A 23,778-nucleotide genomic window follows, 5' to 3' on the forward strand; every position below is an offset into this window, starting at 1 on the left:
CTAATCCTGACGGGAGGGGCTGGCAAGTGGGCCGCTGATGCCTTATCTGGCACCCTATGAGCGACGCCCTGCAGAACCCCGCCCCGCAACGCACGCGCAAGCCCGACTGGATTCGGGTGAAGGCGCCGATGGGTCAGGCCTTCACCGATACCAAGGCGCTGATGCGCAAGCTGAACCTCAATACGGTGTGTGAGGAGGCCGCCTGTCCGAACATCGGCGAATGCTGGACCAAGAAGCATGCGACGGTGATGATCCTGGGCGACACCTGCACGCGGGCTTGCGCCTTCTGCAATGTGAAGACCGGGATGCCGCGCGCGGTCGATACGACCGAACCCCAGCATGTCGCCGACGCCGCTGCCGAACTTGGGCTTGAGCATATCGTCGTCACTTCGGTCGATCGCGACGATCTTCGCGATGGCGGCGCGAGCCAGTTCGTCAAGGTCATCGAGGCGCTGCGCCGGACTACGCCGTCGACCACTATCGAGATACTGACCCCGGATTTCCGCAACAAGGCGGATGCCGCGATCGAGGCGATCGTCGCGGCGCGGCCCGATGTCTACAACCACAATCTCGAAACCGTGCCGCGGCTCTATCCCACGATTCGGCCCGGCGCGCGTTACTATGCGTCGCTGCGGCTGCTGGAGACCGTGAAGCGGCTCGATCCGACGATCTTCACCAAGTCGGGCATCATGGTCGGCCTCGGTGAGGAGCGGCTCGAGGTGCACCAGGTGATGGACGACATGCGCTCCGCGCAGATCGACTTCCTGACGATGGGGCAATATCTGCAGCCGACCCCCAAGCACGCCAAGGTGATCGACTTCGTCGCGCCGAAGACCTTCGATGCCTATGCCGCTATCGCGCGCGCCAAGGGCTTCCTGCTGGTCGCCGCGACCCCGCTGACCCGGTCGAGCTACCATGCCGGCGACGACTTCGCGAAGCTGCGCGATGCCCGCAACGCCGAACTGGCGCGCAAGGCAGCCATCGTCACCGTCTGATGCCCCGCCACAGCGAAACCCGCCGACTGCCCTATACGCCCGAGCAGATGTACGATCTGGTCGCGGACGTTGCGTCTTATGATCAGTTCCTGCCTTGGGTGTCGGCGGTGCGTATCAGGTCCAATAACGATAGCGAAATGGTCGCGGACCTGATGGTCGGCTTCAAGGCGCTGCGAGAAAAATTTACTTCGAAGGTGAGCAAGCGCCGACCCTCCGAAATCCACGTCGATTATGTGGATGGCCCGCTGAAATATCTCCACAATGACTGGAGCTTCGAAAGCGACGGGCAGGGCGGCACGCTGGTCGATTTCGCGATCGAGTTCGAGTTCAAGTCGCGGCTGTTCGAAATGGTGGCCGGGCAGGTATTCGACCGCGCTTTGCGGATGATGATCGGCGCGTTCGAAGAGCGCGCCGCTAAGCTCTACGCGTCGTCGGTCAAGGCCGCGCCGGGCATCAGCAGTTCGAGCGCGCATAGCGCCGCCTGAAGACGGACGCCGCCGCGTCCGAGATCGCCGAAATGACGCTTGTCCGCGGCGATATCCTCGGAGTCGCCGCCCTTGAGCGCCAGCCCGAACACCACCGTTCCCACCGGTTTTTTCTCGCTCCCGCCACCGGGCCCCGCGACGCCGGTGATCGCGACCGCGATGTCGGCGTCGCTCCGTTGTACCGCGCCCCGCGCCATAGCCCAGGCAACGGCGATCGAGACCGCGCCGAACGTCTCGATCAGTTCCAGCGAGACGCCGAGCATGGAGACCTTGGCCTCGTTCGAATAGGTGACGAAGGACGAGCCCAGCACATCCGACGACCCGGGAATCTCGGTAAGCGCTGCGGCGACCAGGCCGCCGGTGCAGCTTTCGGCGACCGCGACCTTGCGCCCCGCGGCGCGATTGGCGTCGATCACGCGCCTGGCGGCGTCGATCAGTTCGGCGGGAAGGATGCTGTCGTGATGTTCGGGCACGATGATGTCCTGTTCCTAGATGTGCGGCACGCGCACGGTGGCGATCGCCTGCGCGGCGATACCCTCGCGCCGACCGGTAAAACCCAGCCGCTCGGTAGTGGTTGCCTTGACGCTGACCTGCGCGATCGAAAGCCCTAGCATTTCAGCGATCCGTGTGCGGATGGCATCGCGGTGTGGCCCGATCTTCGGCGCTTCGCAAATGATGGTCAGGTCGACATGATCGATGATTGCTCCGGCCTCGCCGAGCAGCTCATGCGCCCTGGCCACGAAAATCGCCGAGTTCGCGCCGCGCCATTGCGGGTCGCTGGGCGGAAAATGGCTGCCGATGTCGCCCGCCGCGATCGTGCCGAGGAGCGCGTCGACCAGTGCGTGCAGCGCCACATCGGCATCGCTATGCCCCGCGAGTGCATGATCGTGCGCGATACGAATGCCGCCCAGATGGATCGCTTCGCCCTCGGCGAAGGCGTGGACGTCGAATCCCATCGCGGTGCGGCTGATCATCGTCTGCATTCCATCGGTCCTGGCGAAATCGGCGGAAAAGGTGAGCTTTTCAAGCGCGGGATCCCCTTCGACAATTGCGACGTCGAGACCGTAAGCGCGGGCGACCTGCGCGTCGTCGGTCGCTTCGCGGGACGCGTCCCACGTCCGATGCGCGGCGAGGATCGCGTCGCGGCGGAACGCCTGTGGCGTCTGGATACGAAACACCCCGTCGCGCGCCACGCTGTCGCCGAGAAGGCCATCGCCGCGCGCGAGCGTATCGGCAACCGGCAGCGCGGGGACCGCGCCATCGGCACTCGCGAGCGCGTCGATCAGTCGATCGACGACTCCACCGGGCAGGAAAGGGCGCGCCGCATCGTGAATGAGGACAATCTCGGCATCGACCGCCTCGAGGCCGGCAATGACCGAATCGCGGCGCTGCGCACCGCCGGTTACGGCTACGGGCAACGCGCGCGATCCGATTGCGCTATCGTACAGCGCCTGCTGTCCCGCGCCGATGACGACCTGGACGATATCTATGGCGGGATGGCTGGTCAGCGCATCGACCGCGTGCGCCAGCACTGGCTTGCCCGCCACGGTTCGATATTGCTTCGGCAGATCGCCACCCGCGCGCGCGCCTTGTCCGGCGGCGACGATCAGCGCGGCTGTTCTGGGCTTGCCCTGCATCGCGGCGGCTTAGCCGAGGCGGTGCTTGCCCGCCAGCCGCTTTACAGCTAGGGGTGTGCCGCTTTTTTAGGCAAAATGGCTGACATGACTCCCAGACTGCGTCCCATCGATATCGGTCCCATAAGGATCGACACCCCCGTGATTCTCGCGCCGATGACCGGCGTGAGCGACCTGCCGTTCCGCAAGGTCGTGCGGAGCTATGGATCGGGTCTGAACGTCACCGAGATGATCGCCAGCCAGGCCGCGATCCGTGAGACCCGCCAGTCGATCCAGAAGGCGCTGTGGGACCCGGCCGAGGAGCCGGTGTCGATGCAGCTCGTCGGCTGCACGCCCTATGAAATGGGTGAGGCCGCCAGGCTCAGCCAGGATCGGGGCGCCGCGATCATCGACATCAACATGGGGTGTCCGGTCCGCAAGGTCGTGAATGGCGATGCGGGCTCGGCGCTGATGCGCACGCCCGATCTCGCGGTCGAGATCGTCAAGGCCACCGTCAAGGCGGTCGATGTGCCGGTTACACTCAAGATGCGTATGGGCTGGGATCATGACAGCCTCAACGCGCCCGAACTGGCGCGGATCGCCCAGGATGTCGGGGTCAAGATGATCACGGTGCATGGCCGCACCCGCTGTCAGATGTACAAGGGCTCGGCGGACTGGGCATTCGTTCGCCGGGTGAAGGACGCGGTGTCGATTCCGGTGATCGTCAACGGCGACATCTGTTCGGTCGACGATGCCGTCACTGCATTGGACCAGTCGGGGGCCGACGGGTTGATGATCGGCCGGGGCGCCTATGGCCGCCCATGGCTGCTGTCGCAGGTGATGCATTATCTGGAGACGGGCGAGCAACGGCCCGACCCGAGCCTGGAAGAGCAATATCACCTGATTACAGCGCATTACAACGCCATGCTCGAACTCTACGGTAAGGAAGTCGGGGTCAATATGGCCCGCAAGCACATCGGCTGGTATACCAAGGGTCTGCCGGGCTCGGCCGATTTCCGCAACACCGTCAACCAACAGCCCGACGCCGATGTCGTGCTGGGGATGCTCCGCGAATTCTACAAGCCATGGCTCTCTCGGGCGGCGGCCTGATCCGGTTCGCCCGGCGGGGCGCCGCGGCTGAAAAGCCGCTTGATCCTCCGTCGGCGAGCGAGATCATGGCGGCAATGGCAACGGCCCTGCTGGTGGTCGCGCCGGACGGCGAGGTTGTCGAGGTCAACGCCGCCTGCGAATCGCTGTTCAATCTCAGCCGCAGCCAGATCGTCGGCCGCGCGATCTTCGACGCGATCGGCCATCCGCTGACGTCGATGCCGAGCGACGCGCCCTTCGCCGCATATGATATCGAGATATTCCTGCCAGCGCGCCGGCCGATGCGGGTCGACCTGATGGTCGCGCCCTTGTCCGACCGGCTTGGCTGGCGCGTTGTATCGATCCATGGCCATGCGCGCAGCGCGTTGGGCGCGCGGTCGACCGATCGCGAGGGTGGCACGCGCACCGCAGTCGCGGCGGCGGCAATGCTGGCGCATGAGGTGAAAAACCCGCTTTCGGCGGTGCGCGGCGCCGCGCAGCTGCTTGAAACGACCTGCGACGATGAGTCTCGCGGCCTGACGCGGCTGATTCGCGAGGAGGTCGATCGCGTCACCGCGCTGATCGACCGGATGCAGGGCTTTACCGACACCCGACCTATCGAGATGACCCCGCAGAATATCCACGCGATCCTCGGGCATGCGCGCGAGGTCGCACTGAAGGGCTTCGCGCACGGCCGGACGATCCGCGAAATTTACGATCCTTCGTTGCCGGCGGTGCTCGGTCATCGCGATTCGCTCGTCCAGATCCTGATCAACCTGCTCAAGAACGCCGCGGAGGCGATGGGTGAGGAGCCTGGCACGATCACGCTGACCACCGCCTATCGGCACGGCGTGTCGATGCGCCGTGCCGATGGCGACACGCGCCAGCCGCTGCCAATCGAGCTATGCGTGATCGATGAAGGCCCTGGCGCGTCGGAAGAGATCGAGGGGCACCTGTTCGATCCCTTTGTCACCACTAAGCGGACGGGCAGCGGGCTCGGCCTCGCACTGGTCGAAAAGCTGGTGTCGGATCAGGGCGGGATCATCGAATATGCACGCGAGGGGAGCCCGGCGAAGACCGTTTTCCGTCTGTTGCTGCCAAGGGCGAGGGTGACTGCATGACCATATTGGGTGGGCGCGTCCTCGTCGTCGACGATGACGGTGCGATCCGCACCGTCGTGCGGGAGGCGCTGCGCCGCGCGGGCTATGTCGTCGAGACGGCGGCCTCGGTCGCGGAGCAGCGCCGGCTGTTCGCCAGTTTCGATCCGCAGGTTCTGGTCACGGACGTCATGCTGCCCGACGGCAACGGCCTCGATATAATACCCGAAGTGCTCGAAAAGAGCCCTGGCCTGCCGATCATCGTGCTGTCGGCGCAGAATACCTTCACGACAGCGCTGCGTGCGACGGAGCAGGGCGCTTTCGACTATCTTCCCAAGCCCTTCGATCTCGGCGAGCTGACTCGAGCGGTCGCCGATGCACTCGCCGCGCGCGCCGCCAGCGGCAGTGCCGTGCGTGATCCCGAAAGCGCGGAGGACCTGCCGCTGATCGGCCGTTCGCCGCCGATGCAGGAGGTGTACAGGACGATCGCTCGCGTCGTCGCCAACGACCTGACCGTATTGGTGCTGGGCGAATCGGGTACCGGCAAGGAGCTGGTCGCGCGCGCGATCCACGATTTCGGACCGCGCGCCGCAGCGCCGTTCGTCGCGATAAACATGGCGGCGATCCCGCGCGAGCTGATCGAGTCCGAACTGTTCGGGCATGAGCGCGGCGCCTTCACCGGAGCGCAGGCGCGCACCGCCGGCCGCTTCGAGCAGGCGCAGGGCGGCACGCTGTTTCTCGACGAGATCGGCGACATGCCGATGGAGGCGCAGACGCGGCTGCTGCGGGTGCTGCAGGCGGGCGAGGTCACCACGGTGGGCGGTACCCGCTCGATCCGCGCGGACGTCCGCATCATCGCCGCGACCCACAAGGATCTGCCGCGCCTTATCGGCGATGGCGGCTTTCGCGAGGATCTCTATTACCGGCTCAACGTCGTGCCGATCCGGCTCCCAGCGCTGCGCCAGCGGGGCGAAGACATCGGCGAACTGGCGCGCTTCTTCCTCGATCGCGCCGCCGCCGATGGCCTGCCGCGTAAGATTCTGGATGCCGGCGCCATCACGAGGCTGATTCAATATGGCTGGCCGGGCAATGTCCGCGAACTTGAAAATCTGATGCGCCGTCTCGCGGTGCTGAGCCGCGAGGACGTGATTACCGCGACGATTGTCGAGCAACAGTTCCAGCAGCCGGTGCAGATGGAAAATGCGCCGCTGCCGAGCGGGCAGGGTGGCGGGCTCGCTGATGCGGTCGAGCAACATCTGGCTCGTTATTTCGCCACCTTCGGCCGTGATCTGCCGCCCGATGGTCTGTACGATCGCGTTCTCGCCGAGGTCGAACGGCCGCTGCTGGAACTCAGCATGGCCGCCTCCAAGGGCAACCAGCTGCGCGCGGCGCGCCTGCTCGGCATCAACCGCAACACCTTGCGCAAGAAGCTGACCGACCTTTCAATCGACGCAGGCGCGGCGCGGCGCGGGGATTGAAGCGCGGGCGCGCGCGCTCGCCGATCGGACCTGACTTTTCCTGACCGATGCCGGAATAGCTGCCGATGCGGGGCTTACCGTCGCCAAGCTACACCGATACTGTGTTCCAGAAGCCACGCCCTTGTGGTAATCGAGCCACGATGGCGGATTTAGGTCTCGCATATAAGCGGTTTCGAAGACGTGCGGCGACAGCGTGGCGACCGCGCCGGCTGATCTCTTTGCTCGAATTTCTGGTGCCGATCGCGGCATTGCTGATCGTTGTGGTCAGCTATCGCATCGTTACGGCAAGTGGCGGACCCGAGGTGCCTATCTCGCCGTCGGTCGTGGCTCTGATGCTCGGCGCCAATCTCATCGCCTTCATGGGCCTGATGGTGCTGGCGGCGCGGCGCGTGGCGCAGCAGCGCGCCGCGCGCTCCGAATTGGGCGGCAAGGCGCGGCTCCATGTCCGACTGGTCGCATTTTTCTCGCTGATCGCTACCGTCCCGACCCTGCTGGTCGTGGTTTTCGCGTCGCTGCTGTTCCAGGTGGGCACCGAATTCTGGTTTTCGGACAAGGCGCGCGTGGTGCTGGCGAGTTCGGAGGCCGTCGCGCAGGCTTATGTGAAGGAGAGCAAGGAGCGCTTGCTCGGCGACATATTGGCGACGTCAGGGGATTTGCGCGGCGCGCTTACAGCGACGACCGTCGATGATCCGCGTTTCGCGCCCTTCTTCGCGCGTCAGGTTGTCTATCGCGGCCTGTCCGAAGCGGCGATCATCAATATCGACAGTAGCGGCACCCCGCAGCTGATCGCGCTGGCCAATCTCGACAAGCGGCCGCTCGACAAGCGTCTCCCGCTCGAGACGTTGCAATTTCTGAAGGGCGGGCAGCCGCGGATAACCGCCGAGGCGGGAGATCGCATCGAGGGCACGATTCTGCTCGACGCCGCGAGCAAGACCTATCTTTATATCTCGCGCCAGTCCGACCGCGACATCCTGGCGCAGGCGGCGCGGGCGCGTTCGGCGCTGGGCGACTATGTCGCGACGATCGAGCGCGCGCGGTCGTTGCAGCTGCGCTTCAACATCGTCCTGATGGTCATCTCGCTGCTGATCCTCGCCATCGCCATCTGGGTAGCGATCACGGTGGCCGACAGGCTGGTCCGTCCGGTCAACGAACTGGTGGCCGCCGCGCGGCGCGTCGCGGCAGGCGACCTCACCGCGCGGGTTCATAATGCACCGACTCCCGACGAGATCGGCACGCTCGGCAGCGCGTTCAATCGCATGACCCGTAAGCTGGGCGAGCAGACCGGAGCGCTTGTCGCTGCCAACAGTCAGCTGGCAAGCCGCAGCGCTTTTATCGAAGCGGTGCTGTCGGGTGTCACCGCCGGCATCATCTCGGTCGATGGGGAACGGCGGATCACGCTGGTCAATCCGTCCGCGCGGGCGATGCTCTGGCTGGAGGAGAATGCGGAAGGCGTTGCGCTCGCCGATCTCTCCGCCGAACTCGATCATGTCATCGACAGTGGTGATCGCGAGGTGGTGGTGCAGATCGTCGTCGAAGGCGAGCCGCGCACGCTGGCGGTGCGCTGTGTCGCGGCTGAAGGCGCACATGTTCTGACGTTCGACGACATCACCCAGCGCCTCGCCGATCAGCGTCGCGCAGCCTGGGCCGATGTCGCGCGGCGGATCGCGCACGAGATCAAAAATCCGCTGACCCCGATACAGCTGGCGGCCGAACGGCTCCAGCGCCGCTACGGGAAAGAGATTACTTCCGATCCCGGCGTGTTCGAGCGGCTGACCGCGACGATCATCCGCCAGGTGGGCGACATGCGGCGCATCGTCGACGAATTCTCCTCCTTCGCACGCATGCCGAAGCCTGCCTTCCGTGAGGAGGCGCTCGTCGATATCGCACGGCAGTCGCTATTCCTTCACGAGGTCGCACATCCGAAGATCAGCTTCAGCCTCGACAGCGAAGAGCTTGCGCCCGTCATGGTCTGCGATCGCCGCCAGCTTGGCCAGGCGCTCACCAATCTCGTCAAGAATGCGGTCGAGGCGATCGAGGAGAATGTCGACCAGCAGGCTCCTGGGGTGATCGCAATGACGATCCGGGCCGATGGCCGGCGCCTGCGCCTCGTCCTCGCCGACAACGGCCCCGGTCTACCGGTCGAGCGCAACCAGATCACCGAGCCGTATATGACGACGCGCAAGCGCGGCACCGGGCTGGGGCTGGCGATCGTCCGCAAGATCGTCGAGGACCATCTCGGCACGCTGGCATTCCGCGATCGGCCGGGGGGGGGCACCCTCGTCGAACTCGATTTCGATCTCGAAGCGCTGCGCAGCCTCGACCCGGATCAGGGCGATGGCGACGGACACGACGCCGAACAGGCAAAAATTCCCGAACTCACAAGAATTGGAACAAGTTGAGGCATGGCGCTGGAAATCCTGATTGTCGACGACGAGGCGGACATCCGCGAGCTGGTGGCGGGGGTACTCGAGGATGAGGGCTATACCGCGCGCACGGCGGCGGACAGCGACGCCGCGCTCGCCGCGCTCGATGAGCGCCGGCCGTCGCTGGTCCTGCTCGACGTCTGGCTCCAGGGCTCCCGCCTCGACGGGCTCGACCTGCTCGACGAGATCAAGCGCCGCGATCCGACGCTGCCGGTGCTGATGATCTCGGGTCACGGCAATCTCGACACGGCGGTGGCCGCGATCCGGCGGGGCGCGACCGATTTCATCGAAAAGCCATTCGAGGCGGAGCAGTTGCTGCTGCTCGTCGGCCGCGCGACCGAGACCGATCGCCTGCGGCGCGAGAACGCCACCCTGAAGGCCCAGATCGGCCAGGAAGACGAACTGACCGGTAATTCGGGCCCGATCAACGCGATCCGCGCCACGCTGAAGCGGGTTGCAGCGACCGGCAGCCGGGTGCTGATCAGCGGTCCGGCGGGCGTCGGCAAGGAGGTTGCCGCACGCCTTCTCCATCTGTGGAGCAACCGCGCCCAGGCGCCCTTCATCGTCGTCAGCGCGGCGCGGATGGAGCCCGAGCGTGTCGAGGAGGAGCTGTTCGGCGTCGAGGAGAATGGCGAATTGCTGCGCCCCGGCCTGCTCGAACAGGCGCATGGCGGCACGCTGTTCCTCGACGAGATCGCCGACATGCCGCTCACCACGCAGGCGAAGATATTGCGGGTGCTTACCGAACAGGCGTTCAACCGCGTCGGCGGGCAGCGCATCGTGAAGGTCGACGTCCGTGTCGTGTCGGCGACCGCGCGGAACCTGGCCGATGAGATCGAGGGCGGCCGCTTCCGCGAGGATCTCTATTATCGGCTCAACGTCGTGCCGGTGCATATTCCCGCGCTTAACGAGCGGCGCGAGGATATTCCCGCGCTGGTCGAACATTTCGTCGCCCGCTTCGCTTCCGAGCGCCGCGTGCCGACCCCCACCGTCACCGAGGATGCGGTCGGCGCGCTGCAGACCTACGACTGGCCGGGGAATGTCCGTCAGTTGCGCAATATCGTTGAGCGGACGATCATCCTGGCGCCGGGAGATCGCATCGGACGGATCGAGCTCGACATGCTGCCGCCCGAAGTGCTGAGCGATCAGGCGCGGCTCGCGCCGGGGGAGGCGGCGCGTTCGATCATGGGCACCCCGCTTCGCGAGGCGCGTGAGACCTTCGAGCGCGAATATCTGCGCGTCCAGATTCGCCGCTTCTCGGGCAACATTTCCCGGACTGCGACGTTCATCGGCATGGAACGGTCTGCCTTGCACCGCAAGCTCAAGACCCTGGGCCTCGTCGATCCGCGCGAAGACGAGATCGAATGAGAGGTTAGAAAAATGCTGCAACTGCGAGATGGACGTCGGTGGTTGGCTGCGATATCATGATCCCAGTCCCGCATAAGGCGTGGACTGCACGACGCTAAGCACGGCGCAATCAGCGGGCCATGACCCGCCAAGACCGGAGAACGGTAATATGGCCGATAAGGTCAATAACCTCCAGGACATCTTCCTGAACTCGGTTCGGAAGACGAAAACCCCCGTCACGATGTTTCTCGTCAAGGGCGTCAAGCTCCAGGGCATCATCACCTGGTTCGACAATTTCTCGGTGCTGCTCCGCCGCGATGGCCAGTCGCAGCTGATCTACAAGCACGCGATCTCGACGGTGATGCCCGCGCATCCGATCGACATGACCGAGATCGACAAGGGTTTCGAGGAGAAGAAGTCGCACCTGCTGCAGGAAGTTTTCCTGTCGGCGGTCCGCAAGGCGCGCGAGCCGGTGACAATGTTTCTCGTCAACGGCGTGATGCTCCAGGGCGAGATTGCGGCCTATGACCTGTTCTGCATGCTGCTGCGACGGGATGGCCTGAGCCAGCTCGTCTACAAGCATGCAATCTCCACGGTGCAGCCTGCGCACCCAATCAATCTGGCCGAGATCGATAATGACGATGAAGACGAAGACGATTGAGCGTTTTTAACCGAGACGAAGACGACGGACTGAGTCGCGGCGCACGGGCGCTCGTGGCTTTGCCCGAGCGCGCCGGCGACAGTCAGCGCAGTGCGGAGGCGAGGCTCGACGAAGCGGCGGGCCTCGCCGCCGCAATCGGCGTCGATGTCGTCGAGAAACTCGCCTTCAAACTGCGTGATCCCAAGCCTGCTACGCTGTTCGGCTCCGGTCAGGTCGACCAGATTGCCACGGCGGCACGAATGGGCGAGGCGGAATTGATCATCGTCGATGCGGCGCTGACCCCGATCCAGCAGCGAAATCTGGAAAAGGCGACCGAGGCCAAGGTCATCGATCGCACCGGCCTGATCCTCGAAATCTTCGGCGAGCGCGCAGCGACCGCCGAGGGCCGACTTCAGGTCGAACTCGCCCATCTCGACTATCAGGCCGGGCGGCTCGTGCGCAGCTGGACCCACCTCGAACGGCAGCGTGGCGGCTTCGGCTTTCTCGGTGGCCCGGGCGAGACCCAGATCGAGGCCGATCGCCGCCTGATCCGCGATCGTATGGCCAAGCTGCGCCGCGAACTCGAACAGGTCCGCCGCACCCGTGGCCTCCACCGTGCCCGGCGGCAACGCGCGCCATGGCCCGTGATCGCGCTGGTCGGCTACACCAATGCCGGCAAGTCGACCCTGTTCAACCGGATGACCGGCGCCAAGGTAATGGCCGAAGATCTGCTGTTCGCGACGCTCGATCCGACGATGCGGCAGATCGGCTTGCCCGGCATCGACAAGGCGATCCTGTCCGACACGGTGGGCTTCGTCTCGGACCTGCCCACCCAGCTGGTCGCGGCCTTCCGTGCGACGCTGGAGGAAGTGACCGGCGCCGACATCATCCTCCATGTCCGCGACATCGCTCACCCCGACAGCGACGCGCAGGCCGCCGATGTGCTTGGCGTGCTCGGCGAAATCGGTGTCGGCCCGCGCGCGCCGGAAGGCGAAGCCGGGGAGGGCGCGCCGATCATCGAGGTCTGGAACAAGATCGACATGCTCGACCCGGAGACGCGCGACGCCACCGATGCCGAGGCGGGACGGCGCGAAGATGTCGTCACCCTGTCCGCACTGACCGGCGATGGCGTCGACACGCTGCGCCGGGTGGTGTCCGAAAGGCTCTCGACCGGTAATCGGGTGCGGACATTGGCGGTGTCGACCAGCGACGGCGCGGCGATGGCATGGCTCCACGCCAATGGCGAGGTGATCGGCCAGGAGGTCGAGGGAGAGCGCATGGTCGTCGAAGTGCGGTTGTCCGACAAGGATCTGGCCCGGTTCGAAGCCAGATAGGCTTTGGCATCCCGGCCTTCCCCGGAATGACGATCAGGGGATGAGCTTCGCCTTCACCCAAAGCGCTTCCTTCTCATCGAGCGAAAGGCCCTGGAAGGCGTCGCCCGCCATGTTCTCGATAGCCCGGAAGCGCTTCTCGAACTTGGCATTGGCCGAGCGTAGCGCCGCTTCGGGGTCGATGCCGAGCTTGCGCGCCCAGTTGACCACCGCGAAGAGAAGGTCGCCCATCTCCTCGGCCTGATGTTCTGCCGAACTCGCTTCGGAGACCTCGGCGATCTCCTCCTCGATCTTGGCGAGCGCGCCGGCCGGATCTGGCCAGTCGAAGCCGGTCCTTGCCGCCCGCTTCTGGAGCTTCTCGGCGCGAAGCAGGGCGGGCAGGGCCGATGCAACGCCGGCCAGCGCGCTGCCATCGTCCAGATTTCCCGCGCGCTCGGCGGCCTTGATCTCTTCCCAGCCAGGGCTCGCGCCGTCACCGAAGACATGCGGATGGCGTCGGATCATCTTCGCGCTGATGCCGTCGAGCACGTCCTTCAGGTCGAACGCGCCTTTCTCCTCGGCGATGCGGGCGTGGAAGACGACCTGAAGCTGAAGGTCGCCCAGTTCGTCACGCAGCGCCGCCATGTCGTCGCGCTCGATCGCGTCGGCCACTTCATAGGCTTCTTCGATCGTATAGGGCGCGATCGTGCGGAAATTCTGCTCGATATCCCATGAGCACCCGGTTTCGGGATCGCGCAAGCGGGCCATGATGTCACGGAGTTCTTCGATCATTGCTGTCACCTATCCCAGGGCGCGACAGGGGAGAAGAGTGCGCGAAAATGATCGACGAAGGCTCGCGCATTAGGTGAGCTTTCGGCGCCGCGCGGCTGCACCGCATAGATCGCGACGTCAGTTGCGCCGCAAATATCGGGCAATATCCGGACCAGTGAGCCGTCGCGCAGCGCCATCCCGATGTCCCAGGTCGACCGCAGCGCGATGCCGAGACCGGCGATGGTCAGTTCGCGGGCGACCTCGCTCGAATTGGTGCGCACCGCACTTTCGCCTTCGATGCTGACGGGGCCGTCGGGCCCTTCCAGCCGCCACGGTAGCTGATGGACCGCCGCGAGCAGGCGATGATCGGCGAGATCGGCGATCGTGGTCGGGACGCCATGTCCGGCGAGATAGGCCGGTGCTGCGCAGAGGATGCGGTGATTCTCGGCCAGACGGTGCGCGCTGAGCGACCCGGTCGGTTCGGTGGCGATCCGGATGGCCACGTCGATCCGCTCGTCGAGCAGATCGACGAAGCCATCGTCGAGATCGAGGGAGATGTCTATACGGGGAAAACGGTCGAGAAAGCCCTTGAGATAGGGGGCGATGTGAAGTCGTCCGAAGGAGGTAGGCGCCGATATGCGCAACGCGCCGCCGGGTTGACCGATTCGGCCCGCCACACGCGCCTCGGCCGCGCGCGTGGTCTCCAGGATATGGCGTACATCCTCGTAGAAACCCTGGCCGACGTCGCTGAGCACCAGCCGCCGCGTGGTGCGGTGAACCAGCGTCGAGCCCAGCCGCGCTTCGAGCCGTGCCAGCCGTTTCGACACCATCGCCGGCGAAATGCGCAACCGGCGGCCCGCCGCCGAGAGGCTGCCGGCTTCGACGATCGCCACGAACAGCGCATAATCCTCGTGCATCACGGCTTGCTAACCCGATCGCTGGTTGCAATGCCACTGCTAATCCCGGATGTAACGGGCACGGGTGGAGTTGAGTGGCTATGGGGGCCGTGTTCCAGCGATTGCTGTTCCATCTCGCCTGTGTGCTCGCACTGGCCTGGCCCGCCTTTGTGAACGGCCAGCCCTTCTACTTTCCCGATACTACCACCTATACCCGCGCCGCCGATAGCGCCGCCTATATCTTCTCGGGCCATCGGATCAGCACCGAATGGACGGATCGCTACCGTCACTCGCTCGATCCGGGCGGCAAGATCGGCAACCAGGCCAGTCATGTGAGTCCGAACGTCAACGATCTCGGAACCGAAAGCGTGATGGCGGGACGTTCCCCCTATTTCGGGGCGCTGCTCTGGCTGAGCTATGTATTCACCCGCTTCTGGCTCTTCGTGCTGGCGCAGGCGGCGGTTGCCTATGCACTGATCCGCGTGACACTGCGGCTCTTCGATCTGGCGCAGCCGCTGATCGTCGCGGCCAGCGTGGCAGCGCTGGCCTTGCTGACCTCACTGCCTTTCTTCGTCTCGCTACTTATGCCCGATTTGCTCGCAGCCTTCGGTATCCTCGCCTTCCTGTTGCTCGCGATCGAGCGCAAACGGCTCGGTCGCGGCGAGCGCTGGTCGCTCTATGCCCTGATGCTGGTCTCGGCGCTCGCGCATATCACCCACATATTGATCATCTCGGCATTGGCGGTCACGCTGTTCGCCTGGGCATTGTTCCGGGGCTGGCGGCGCAGCCAGTTCGCACCGCTGATCGGCGGTAGCTCCGTGATCGCGCTGGTCGGCGTCCTGTCAGTGATGTTCACCGCAACCGTTGTCGAGCGCACCTTCGGGCGAGCGCCGCTGCTGGTGCCGTTGCTCACCGCGCGTTTCCTCGCCGATGGAACCGGGCTGGACTATGTCCGCCGTCATTGTCCTGCTGCGGGGTTCGCCGCCTGCGCCTATCGCGACCGTGAGGAGGTCATCGTCGGAGAGTTCCTCTGGTCGCTGGAGCCGGGCAAGGGTGCCTACATGATCGCCGACACCGCGACGCGGCGGGCCTTGTCGACCGAGGACAGCCGCTTCGCGCTGGCGGTGCTCATGGCTTATCCGGTCGAGCAGGGCGGGCGGCTCCTCCGGAATGGCTGGCGGCAGATGCTGCGCTTCGACATCGATCTGCTCGATTATAAATGCAGGGGGAAGCCCGATTGCTGGTCGTCGCTGCCGCCCGTCGAGCGGTCGGCATTGCTCGCCAGCCCGGGCGGGCGCGACCTGTGGCCGCAAGATGCGATCGCGGCGGTCCATTATACGATCGTCGGCCTGTCGCTGGTCCTGTTGCTGGCGTGGGTTATCGCCGACGCGCGAATGGGACGGGAAGGGGCGGGCGACATCTTCCTTTGGCTGGTGCTTCTGTCGGTCGCCCTTGCGGGAAATGCATTACTCGGCGGCGGCGTATCGGACCCTCAGCCGCGCTATCAGGCGCGGGTGATGTGGCTATTGCTCCTGCTGGCGACGATCGCAGGGCTTGTCTGGTATCGCCGTGGCCGCGCCGGGCCTGCCGCCGGATGACAAGCGAGAGGAGCGAAGCTATCACCGCCACCATGCAAGCCGATATCGCCGTCATCCTGCCCTGCTATAACGAAGAGGCGGCGATCGGCGCGACGATCGCGGGCTTTCGCGCGGCGCTGCCACAGGCGCGGATCTATGTCTTCGACAACAACAGCGCGGACCGGACGGTCGAGGTCGCGCGCGCCGCCGGCGCGATCGTCCGGACCGAGCGGATGCAGGGCAAAGGCAATGTCGTCCGGCGGATGTTCTCCGATGTCGAGGCCGACATCTATGTGATGGCCGACGGCGACGCGACCTATGACTCCGCCGCCGCCCCCGCGTTGATCCAGATGATGCTGGACGAACGGCTCGACATGGTGGTGGGTGCGCGCAAGTCCGAGGTCGAGGAAGCCTATCGTCGCGGCCACCGGCTGGGCAACAAGATGCTGACCGGCATATTGGCACAACTTTTTGGCCGAACTTTCTCTGATATATTATCGGGTTACCGGGTATTCTCCAGACGCTTTGTAAAAAGTTTCCCGGTGCTGTCGGCAGGGTTCGAGATCGAGACCGAGATCAGCATCCATGCACTCGAACTGCAGATGCCGGTCGGCGAGGTCGTCACTCAATATGGCGCGCGACCCGAAGGATCGGTCTCCAAACTGTCGACCTATCGCGACGGATGGCGGATTTTGTGGACGATCATGACGCTATTCCGGATCGAGAAGCCGGTGTTTTTCTTCGGCGTGACCGGGGGACTGCTGGGTCTGGCCGCGATCGTTCTCGCGATCCCGCTGGGCGTTACCTATATCGAAACCGGCCTGGTGCCGCGCCTGCCCACCGCTTTGCTCGCGACCGGGCTTATGATCCTCGGCTTCCTCAACTGGTTTTGCGGGCTGATCCTTGCGACCGTAGTGCGCGGGCGGCGCGAGGTGCGCCGGCTCGCCTATCTGGGCTTCGCTGCCCCCGGCGGTGAGGACCGCGCGAGCGGCAGCACGACGGGCTGATCCTCGATCGAGCCGGTCCAGGCCCGGATATCGTAGCAGTGATGGAGGTTCTCGGCGGTGAGAACCTCCGATGGCGCGCCATCGGCGACGACACGCCCTTCATGGATAAGCAAAAGACGGTCGCAGAAGCGCGTCGCCATGGCGAGATCGTGGAGCACCGCAATGACCAGCGCGCCGGCGCGGGCCTCCTCCCTGAGCAAATCCATAATCTGTAATTGATGGCCGGGATCGAGCGCGGCGAGCGGCTCGTCGACGATCAGCGCGGGCGCCTGAACGGCGAGAGCTCGGGCGATGAGAACACGGGCGCGTTCGCCACCTGAAAGCTCGGTGGTGATACGACCTCGTAAGTCGTTGACTTCGCACCTCTTCATGGAGCGATCAATCGCCGCGAGATCGTCCGCACTCAGCGCGGAAAATGGCGCGAGATGTGGCAGCCGCCCCAACGCCACCAACCGCTCTGCCGTGAGCGGCCAGTGGACCGTCTGGCCTTGCGGCAGGTACGCGATACGGCGCGCGAGCGCCGTACGGGTCAGGCTCGACACAGAGGTTCGGTCGAGCAGCACTTCACCCGCTGTCGGCCTGATCAGACCGGTGATCGCGCGCGCCAGGGTCGATTTGCCCGCACCGTTGGGGCCGATGACGCCGATGAGCTTGCCGGGCTCGATCCGCGCATCGATCCCATGCAGTACCATGCGGCCACCCAGCGCCGCGCTAAGGCCATCGATCGATAGGCTCACCATAGCCGCCGCTCGCGCATCAGATGGTGGAGAAATATGGGCACGCCTAGCAGCGCGGTGAGGACGCCAAGACGCAGCTCGCTGTCGGTAGGGATCAGCCGTACCGCGATGTCGGCTGCGCTGAGCAGCGCCGCGCCGCCGAGCGCCGAGGGCAGCAAGAGCGCCGATGGCGATCGATCGGTCAGCGGGCGCAGCAAATGCGGAACTATGAGCCCGACAAAGCCGATCGCGCCAGAGATCGCGACCGCGCCGCCGACGCCGATCGCGGTTCCGGCCAATATCCGCCAGCGCAGCGCGCGTAGGTCGACGCCCAGCGTCTGCGCCGCGTCCTCGCCCAATGTCAGAGCATCGAGCGCGCGCCCGTTCCACAGCAGCAACCCGCCGCCAAGCAGGATACACGGCAGCGCCAGCCAGACATGGGTGAAGCTGCGGTCTTCCAGCGATCCCATCAGCCAGCTCATGATTTCCATCGCGGCAAAGGGATTGGGCGCGAGATTGAGCGCGAGGCTGATTCCCGCGCCGGCAAGCGTGCCGACCGCGATCCCGGCGAGGATCAGCGACAGGGGGCTCTCGGCGCGCCCGGCGAGCAGCATCAGCGGAGCGAGGCCGAACAGCGCCCCTGCGACCGCGAGCAATGGCAGGCCGAGCGGCCAGGCTTGTGCCAGACCGAAATAGAGCGCGATCACCGCGCCAAGCGCGGCGGCGTTCGAGATGCCGAGCACCGATGGCTCGGCCAGTGGATTGCGCAGATAGCCCTGGAGCACCGCGCCGCCGAGCCCGAGCATGCCACCGACCAGGAGGCCGAGCAGCGCACGCGGCAGGCGCAGTTCGAGCAGGACCGCGCGCAGCACCGGATCGCCGCTGCCCGCCAATATATCGGCGATTTCACGCGATCCGAACTGTGTGGGTCCGGTTAGCAGCGATGCGGCGGCGAGCAGCAGCGCGGCCAGGGCGAGGCCCGCGATCAGCGGGATGCGTGGGATGCGGGGGGATGTCATTGCACTCGCTTGACCCTAGCCGGGCGATCTTCGATTGAGAAGCGATGCGCTTCCGAAATTATCGCTGGCTGGGCCTGACCCTCGCGCTGCTCGCCGCCGCGCCCGCGGCTGCCGATCCCCCCAGACGGATCGTTTCGCTCAGCCTGTGCGCCGATCAATATCTGCTGGCGCTGGCCGATCCGTCGCAAATCGCTGCGCTCAATCGCTTCTCGCACGATCCGGCGATGTCGTGGGGAGTGGCCAAGGCGCGCGCCTTTCCCGGTATTCGCGGCAGCGCGGAGGAAATGCTGACGCTCAGGCCCGATCTTGTCCTGACCTCGGGTTTTGGTACGCCTGCGGCGTTAGCCGTGCTTCGAAGCCGCAAGGTGAAAGTCGTCGACCTGCCCTGGGACGATCGCTTCGAGAGTATCGAGCGCACGACGCGGCAAGTCGCGGCGCTTGTTGGCCACCCCCAACGGGGCGAGGCGCTTATCGCCGCAATGCGGCGACGGATAGCGGCGGTGGGAACGCCGCCGGGCCGGGGCCGGGTAGCGGCCTATTATCAGCGGCGGGGCTATCTGACCGGTCAAGGCACTCTGATCGACGAGATGATGCGGCGGGGGGGGCTGATCAACCTCGCGACGAAGCTGAACCGCCCGATGCTGTCCTATCTTTCGATCGAGGCAATGGCGGTCGCGCGGCCCGATTTCCTGATCACCGATCATGGCGGCAAGATCCGCGACAAGGGCACCGAGATGCTTGAACATCCTCTGTTGGCGGGCACCGTGCCAGCATCGCGGCGGATCAATATTCCCGAGGCGCTGACGACCTGCGGCGGACCGTCCTACCCCGATGCGATCGAGGCGATGGCGGCGGGCATCAGGAAAGTCGACGGCGAGCGTTGACCGTCATTCCGCGGAAGCTGGAATCTCATTGTCTTCTCACGACAAAGATAAGGGAGATTCCAGCTTTCGCCTGGGCGACGAATATTTAGCGAGTCTCGCCGTCTTCGCCGCGATATTTCAGTTCGAGATAGCGGCCCTGCGTCGCGAGCTTGTTGAGATCGCCTGAGGCAATCTGTTCGCTCATACGGAGCAGTTCCTCATCGACGACGCGCAGCCCCTCGACAAGCTGCTTGTCGGGGGATGCCCCGCCATTCCGCGCATCGCGGCGCATCGCCTCGGGCACGCGCTTGTAATTCTCGACAAGCTCGGGGAGTTCTTCGGCCATCAGCTTGCGGAACTCATGGGCGGCGGGCTCGCGCGGATTGAGTTGGGCGAATTGCGGACCGATGGCCTCCAGCTTGATGCCGATCTCGTCGGCCAGCCGCTGGGCGGGCGCGGGCAGGGCGGGGCGCTGCCCTTCCAGCCAGCGTTCGGTCTGCGACGGAAGCAGCGGCAGATCGCTCTTGGCGATCTGTTCGGGCGTCGGCTCGGGTGCCTGAGGCCAGCCGAGAATGCCGAAGAAGACGATCGCCATCGCCACCAGCATCAGGAAGAAACCGCCAATGCCGAGCGGGGTGATGAACGTGCCGATCAGGCCACCCGCCAGCATCACCCCCAGCACGGCAAAAAACGCGTATTTCAGCCGGCGGAAGAATCCCACGACGCGCCGGCGATGCGCCTTTATCTGGCGCGGGCTGGTGCGCGCGCGGACGCGATCGAGGATTTCCTCAGCTCGGTCCATTGTTGCGCGGCTGTCGACCATCAGTCGAGCGCCTTGAACGGTTCGGTCTGGCTCTGAGCCGCGCCCTCGGCCCGAGCGATATAGCCTTTCGACTTCTCGACCTCGGTGGTGAGAGTGCCGACGGTCTGCTTCATCGACGACAGTGCCTCGATCTTGAAGCGGTCGATCGCGTCCATCGTGTCGTAGATATTCTGGAAGGCGCGCTGGAGCGTCTCGACCGGGATGGTCGAGGAGGCAGCTTGCTTGTGGATTTCGCCGGTCTGCGTCTTGAGCATCTCGCCGGTCGAATCGATCATGTTCGCGGTCGTCGTGTTGAGCGCGGTGATCTGTTCGAGGACGAGCTTCTGGTTGGTGAGCGCCTGCGCGACCGTAACGGCAGTGCGCAGCGCCGCAACGGTCGTGGTCGAAGCGCGGTCGACGCCCTTTACCAGTTCGACATTGTTCTTCTTGACCAGATCGAGCGCGAGATAGCCCTGCACCGTGACCGCCATCTGCGTGAGCAGGTCCTGCGTGCGCTGCCGGACATAGAAGAGTGCGGTCTCCCGGATCTTGCCGGCCTTTTCGGGATCGCTGCTGTCGAGTTCGAGCGCTTTGGCCTCAAGCCGCTCGTCGAGTGTCTTCGACAGGTGGATCATCTGCTCGAGCCGGCCCATCGCCGCCCACAGATTCTGCCGCTCGACGTCGATCGCCGCATTGTCCTTGATGAGCTCGTCCTTGCCCGAGGCGAGACTGCTCAGGATCGACGAGATATGGCTCTGCGCCGACTTGTAGCTGTCGAAATAGTCGCGCATCCGGCTGCCGAACGGGATGATGCCGAACAGCTTCTTGCGGGTGAACAGGTCGCCCTTGCTGCCGGGATCGAGATCCTCGATCGTTCGCCGGAGATGGGCGAGGTCGGCACCCACGCCGGTGTCGGCATCGATTGCCCGTACCGGCCGGTCAAGAAAGCGGTTCGACTGGCCGGCGGCCTCGGCAATCTCGCGCCGGCCCATATTGCTGATCGAATCAACGCGTTTGCCGAATTCGGGGCTGTTGACGTCCTGTGCGACCAATTCCGCGATGAAACCGTCGACCTTGTCGTCAAGCTGGCTGCGTTGTTCCTCCTTGAGAGGGACGAGGCCCGCAGCTTTTTCGGGGGCGAGCACCTTCACCGGCGCGGGCGCCTCCAGCACCAGGCCAGGTTCTTCGGTGGTCGTCGTCGTGCTGGCCATGGCCGGCATCTCCCTTATGCTTTGCTGGCACCGAAGATGGCCGCATGAGGTGCATTATTCAAGCGATACGGCGCGCTCCAACATTTAGCTGGCTGGCGCATTCGCAAAACGCAATGATTGCAATAAATGCAACCGCCGTTGCTTCATCAGCATTTGTCGAATCGTTCGCTGCGCCGCAATAGGGACGGGCCTTTCAGGCATCCTCTCCTAATGACTTAAGGGCTGGTTCTCACGAACCGGCCCCTTTTTTTGCTCCGATGCCGTTGGGCCGCGCCGCAATACCGGGCTTTGCGGCTCGCGCTGGCCAGAATGTTCCGGTTCATGCCCTTGTTGCATTGCGCCAATTCCGCTATGCGCGCGCCACGTTCCTCACAATCAGGATTATCAAGACCATGAGCCTCCGCAACGTGGCCATCATTGCGCACGTCGATCACGGCAAGACCACGCTCGTCGACCAGCTCTTCCGCCAATCGGGCACCTTCCGCGACAATCAGCGCGTCGAAGAGCGCGCGATGGATTCGAACGACCTCGAAAAGGAGCGCGGCATCACCATCCTGGCCAAGTGCACCTCGGTCGAGTGGGAAGGCACGCGGATCAACATCGTGGATACGCCGGGACACGCCGATTTCGGCGGAGAGGTCGAGCGCATCCTGTCGATGGTCGACGGCGTTATCCTGCTGGTCGACAGCTCGGAAGGCGCGATGCCGCAGACCAAGTTCGTCACCGGCAAGGCGCTGGCGCTGGGCTTGCGTCCGATCGTCGTGGTCAACAAGATCGACCGGCCTGACGAGCGCACGCAGGAAGTGCTCGACGAGGTCTTCGATCTTTTCGTGTCGCTCGAGGCGACCGACGAGCAGCTCGATTTCCCGGTTTTGTTCGCCAGCGGCCGTAACGGCTATGCCAGCGAGGATCCTTCGGCGCGTTCGGGTACGCTCGCACCGATGTTCCAGAAGATCGTCGACCATGTCCCGGCGCCAAAGGCCGATCCGGACGGTCCGTTCAAGTTCCTGGTGACGCTGCTCGATCGCGACAACTTCCTCGGCCGCATCCTCACCGGTCTGGTCTTCTCGGGTTCGGTGAAGACCAACATGCCGATCCATGCGCTCGATCCTGAGGGCAAAGTCGTCGAGACCGGGCGCGCGTCGAAGATCATGGCGTTCCGCGGCCTGGAGCGGGTTCCCGTCGAAGAAGCCAATGCCGGCGACATCATCTCCATCGCCGGTCTGGCGGTGGCGACGGTCGCCAACACGATCGCCGACCCGACCGTGACTGAGCCGCTGCATGCCCAGCCGATCGATCCGCCGACGCTGTCGATGCGCTTTGCGGTTAACGACAGCCCGATGGCGGGCCGCGAGGGCACCAAGGTGACGAGCCGCATGATCCGCGACCGTCTCTTCCGCGAAGCGGAATCGAATGTCGCGATCAAGGTGACCGAGAGCGCCGACAAGGACAGCTACGAAGTCGCCGGCCGTGGCGAGCTTCAGCTCGGCGTGCTGATCGAGACGATGCGCCGCGAAGGTTTCGAACTCGGCATCTCGCGCCCGCGCGTCCTGTTCCGCGAGGACGAGAATGGTGGCAAGACCGAGCCTTATGAGACCGTCGTGATCGACGTCGACGAGGAATATTCGGGTACGGTCGTCGAGAAGATGGCGATCCGCAAGGCCGAGCTGGTCGACATGCGTCCTTCGGGCGGTGGCAAGACCCGCATCACTTTCTCGGCGCCGTCACGCGGCCTGATCGGCTATCATGGCGAGTTCCTGTCGGACACCCGCGGCACCGGCATCATGAACCGGCTGTTCGAGAGATATGGCCCCCACAAGGGTAATATCGAAGGCCGCAAGAATGGCGTGCTGATCTCGAACGGCGCAGGCGAAGCCAACAGCTATGCGCTCGGACCGCTCGAAGAGCGCGGTATCCTGTTCGTCGCTCATGGCGAGGCGCTCTATGAAGGCATGATCATCGGCGAGAATGCCAAGACCGACGATCTCGAAGTCAATCCGATGAAGGCGAAACAGCTGACCAACTTCCGCGCTTCGGGCGGCAAGGACGATGCGATCCGCCTGACCCCGCCGAAGCGGGCGACGCTGGAACAGGCGATCGCTTATATCGACGACGACGAACTCGTCGAAGTGACGCCGAAATCGATCCGGTTGCGCAAGCGCCACCTCGATCCGAACGAGCGCAAGCGCGCCAGCCGCGCCAAGCAGGCGGCGTAAGCAGAAAGAAAAGGGGCGCCGGAGTGATCCGGCGCCCTTCTCTTATCGGCCCGGCCAGAGCCGCCGTCAGTCGAACAGTTCCTCCAGGAACGACTTCTTCCGCTTATATTTGTAGCGGGGATCGTGGCCGTATTGCTGCGGGGGTGGCGCATAGCCATAGCCCTGCTGCTGAGGCGGCGGCGCATAGGTCTGCCCGCGGGGCTCGGGCTGCGATTGTGGTGGGGAC

Annotated in this window: 21 protein-coding genes; 13 read left to right on the top strand and 8 right to left on the bottom strand. The window is 64.8% G+C overall.

Annotated features, from left to right (window positions below; genetic code table 11):
* Window positions 1-56: 56 nt before the first annotated feature.
* The gene (gene lipA / locus WP12_RS15680; RefSeq protein ID WP_046194621.1) at window positions 57-995 is read left to right on the top strand and encodes a lipoyl synthase; all 939 of its coding nucleotides are present in this window, start codon (window positions 57-59) and stop codon (window positions 993-995) included.
* Window positions 995-1,480 (top strand): type II toxin-antitoxin system RatA family toxin, encoded by a 486-nt coding sequence (locus WP12_RS15685; RefSeq protein WP_046194622.1) that lies wholly within the window; start codon window positions 995-997, stop codon window positions 1,478-1,480. The genes lipA and WP12_RS15685 overlap by 1 nt, the downstream gene beginning before the upstream one ends.
* Here the strand turns inward: WP12_RS15685 and WP12_RS15690 are convergent.
* Both WP12_RS15690 and WP12_RS15695 read right to left on the bottom strand, forming a co-directional pair.
* Window positions 1,417-1,953: a CinA family protein gene (locus WP12_RS15690; protein WP_046194623.1), complete on the bottom strand. Its 537-nt coding sequence runs from the start codon at window positions 1,951-1,953 to the stop codon at window positions 1,417-1,419. The genes WP12_RS15685 and WP12_RS15690 overlap by 64 nt on opposite strands.
* Window positions 1,954-1,968: 15 nt before the next feature.
* Window positions 1,969-3,117 carry a bifunctional 2-C-methyl-D-erythritol 4-phosphate cytidylyltransferase/2-C-methyl-D-erythritol 2,4-cyclodiphosphate synthase gene (locus WP12_RS15695; protein WP_046194624.1) on the bottom strand — a complete coding sequence of 383 codons (1,149 nt, stop codon included), beginning with the start codon at window positions 3,115-3,117 and terminating at the stop codon, window positions 1,969-1,971.
* An 84-nt stretch (window positions 3,118-3,201) separates the two neighbouring features.
* Here WP12_RS15695 and dusB point away from each other — a divergent pair, with 84 nt between their 5' ends.
* From dusB to hflX, 7 genes are all read left to right on the top strand, one after another.
* Entirely contained in the window at window positions 3,202-4,203 is a 1,002-nt protein-coding gene (gene dusB / locus WP12_RS15700) for a tRNA dihydrouridine synthase DusB (RefSeq protein WP_046194625.1), read from the top strand.
* On the top strand, window positions 4,179-5,300 hold the full coding sequence (locus tag WP12_RS15705) for a two-component system sensor histidine kinase NtrB (protein ID WP_046194626.1): 1,122 nt from the start codon (window positions 4,179-4,181) through the stop codon (window positions 5,298-5,300). The genes dusB and WP12_RS15705 overlap by 25 nt, the downstream gene beginning before the upstream one ends.
* Complete coding sequence (gene ntrC / locus WP12_RS15710; protein WP_046194627.1) at window positions 5,297-6,754, top strand: nitrogen regulation protein NR(I); 1,458 nt, start codon at window positions 5,297-5,299, stop codon at window positions 6,752-6,754. The genes WP12_RS15705 and ntrC overlap by 4 nt, the downstream gene beginning before the upstream one ends.
* 140 nt (window positions 6,755-6,894) lie before the next feature.
* The gene (locus WP12_RS15715; RefSeq protein ID WP_443027881.1) at window positions 6,895-9,153 is read left to right on the top strand and encodes a sensor histidine kinase; all 2,259 of its coding nucleotides are present in this window, start codon (window positions 6,895-6,897) and stop codon (window positions 9,151-9,153) included.
* Between the two features lie 3 nt (window positions 9,154-9,156).
* Entirely contained in the window at window positions 9,157-10,545 is a 1,389-nt protein-coding gene (gene ntrX, locus WP12_RS15720) for a nitrogen assimilation response regulator NtrX (RefSeq protein ID WP_046194629.1), read from the top strand.
* Window positions 10,546-10,624: 79 nt separating this feature from the next.
* On the top strand, window positions 10,625-11,185 hold the full coding sequence (hfq, locus tag WP12_RS15725) for an RNA chaperone Hfq (protein WP_268794737.1): 561 nt from the start codon (window positions 10,625-10,627) through the stop codon (window positions 11,183-11,185).
* Complete coding sequence (gene hflX, locus WP12_RS15730; RefSeq protein ID WP_046194631.1) at window positions 11,182-12,498, top strand: GTPase HflX; 1,317 nt, start codon at window positions 11,182-11,184, stop codon at window positions 12,496-12,498. The genes hfq and hflX overlap by 4 nt, the downstream gene beginning before the upstream one ends.
* A 33-nt stretch (window positions 12,499-12,531) precedes the next feature.
* Here the strand turns inward: hflX and mazG are convergent, their stop codons facing one another.
* Window positions 12,532-13,266: a nucleoside triphosphate pyrophosphohydrolase gene (gene mazG / locus WP12_RS15735; protein ID WP_046194632.1), complete on the bottom strand. Its 735-nt coding sequence runs from the start codon at window positions 13,264-13,266 to the stop codon at window positions 12,532-12,534.
* 5 nt (window positions 13,267-13,271) lie between these two features.
* Window positions 13,272-14,162 carry a LysR family transcriptional regulator gene (locus WP12_RS15740; RefSeq protein WP_046194633.1) on the bottom strand — a complete coding sequence of 297 codons (891 nt, stop codon included), beginning with the start codon at window positions 14,160-14,162 and terminating at the stop codon, window positions 13,272-13,274.
* A gap of 80 nt (window positions 14,163-14,242) precedes the next feature.
* Here WP12_RS15740 and WP12_RS15745 point away from each other — a divergent pair, with 80 nt between their 5' ends.
* Both WP12_RS15745 and WP12_RS15750 read left to right on the top strand, forming a co-directional pair.
* Entirely contained in the window at window positions 14,243-15,739 is a 1,497-nt protein-coding gene (locus WP12_RS15745) for a hypothetical protein (RefSeq protein ID WP_235399164.1), read from the top strand.
* Window positions 15,740-15,771: 32 nt separating this feature from the next.
* Window positions 15,772-16,725, top strand: coding sequence for a glycosyltransferase family 2 protein (locus WP12_RS15750; RefSeq protein ID WP_046194644.1), 954 nt, complete (start codon window positions 15,772-15,774; stop codon window positions 16,723-16,725).
* On the opposite strand, the gene WP12_RS15755 is transcribed toward WP12_RS15750, so the two are convergent.
* Complete coding sequence (locus tag WP12_RS15755) at window positions 16,665-17,465, bottom strand: ABC transporter ATP-binding protein (RefSeq protein WP_046194634.1); 801 nt, start codon at window positions 17,463-17,465, stop codon at window positions 16,665-16,667. The genes WP12_RS15750 and WP12_RS15755 overlap by 61 nt on opposite strands.
* Window positions 17,459-18,460 carry a FecCD family ABC transporter permease gene (locus tag WP12_RS15760; protein ID WP_046194635.1) on the bottom strand — a complete coding sequence of 334 codons (1,002 nt, stop codon included), beginning with the start codon at window positions 18,458-18,460 and terminating at the stop codon, window positions 17,459-17,461. Before WP12_RS15760 ends, WP12_RS15755 begins: the two co-directional genes overlap by 7 nt.
* Window positions 18,461-18,504: 44 nt before the next feature.
* Between WP12_RS15760 and WP12_RS15765 the strand changes: the two genes are divergently transcribed.
* Complete coding sequence (locus WP12_RS15765) at window positions 18,505-19,344, top strand: ABC transporter substrate-binding protein (protein ID WP_046194636.1); 840 nt, start codon at window positions 18,505-18,507, stop codon at window positions 19,342-19,344.
* Between the two features lie 85 nt (window positions 19,345-19,429).
* Here WP12_RS15765 and WP12_RS15770 read toward each other — a convergent pair whose 3' ends face one another.
* Together WP12_RS15770 and WP12_RS15775 are read right to left on the bottom strand one after the other, a co-directional pair.
* Window positions 19,430-20,146, bottom strand: coding sequence for a hypothetical protein (locus WP12_RS15770; protein WP_046194637.1), 717 nt, complete (start codon window positions 20,144-20,146; stop codon window positions 19,430-19,432).
* Window positions 20,146-21,336 (bottom strand): toxic anion resistance protein, encoded by a 1,191-nt coding sequence (locus tag WP12_RS15775; protein ID WP_046194645.1) that lies wholly within the window; start codon window positions 21,334-21,336, stop codon window positions 20,146-20,148. The genes WP12_RS15770 and WP12_RS15775 overlap by 1 nt, the downstream gene beginning before the upstream one ends.
* Before the next feature lie 392 nt (window positions 21,337-21,728).
* On the opposite strand from WP12_RS15775, the gene typA reads away from it, so the two are divergent.
* Window positions 21,729-23,552 (top strand): translational GTPase TypA, encoded by a 1,824-nt coding sequence (gene typA / locus WP12_RS15780; RefSeq protein ID WP_046194646.1) that lies wholly within the window; start codon window positions 21,729-21,731, stop codon window positions 23,550-23,552.
* The last annotated feature ends 226 nt before the right edge of the window (window positions 23,553-23,778 follow it).

The organism is Sphingomonas sp. SRS2 (genome assembly GCF_000971055.1).
In the GTDB taxonomy this organism is placed as follows: Bacteria; Pseudomonadota; Alphaproteobacteria; order Sphingomonadales; family Sphingomonadaceae; genus Rhizorhabdus.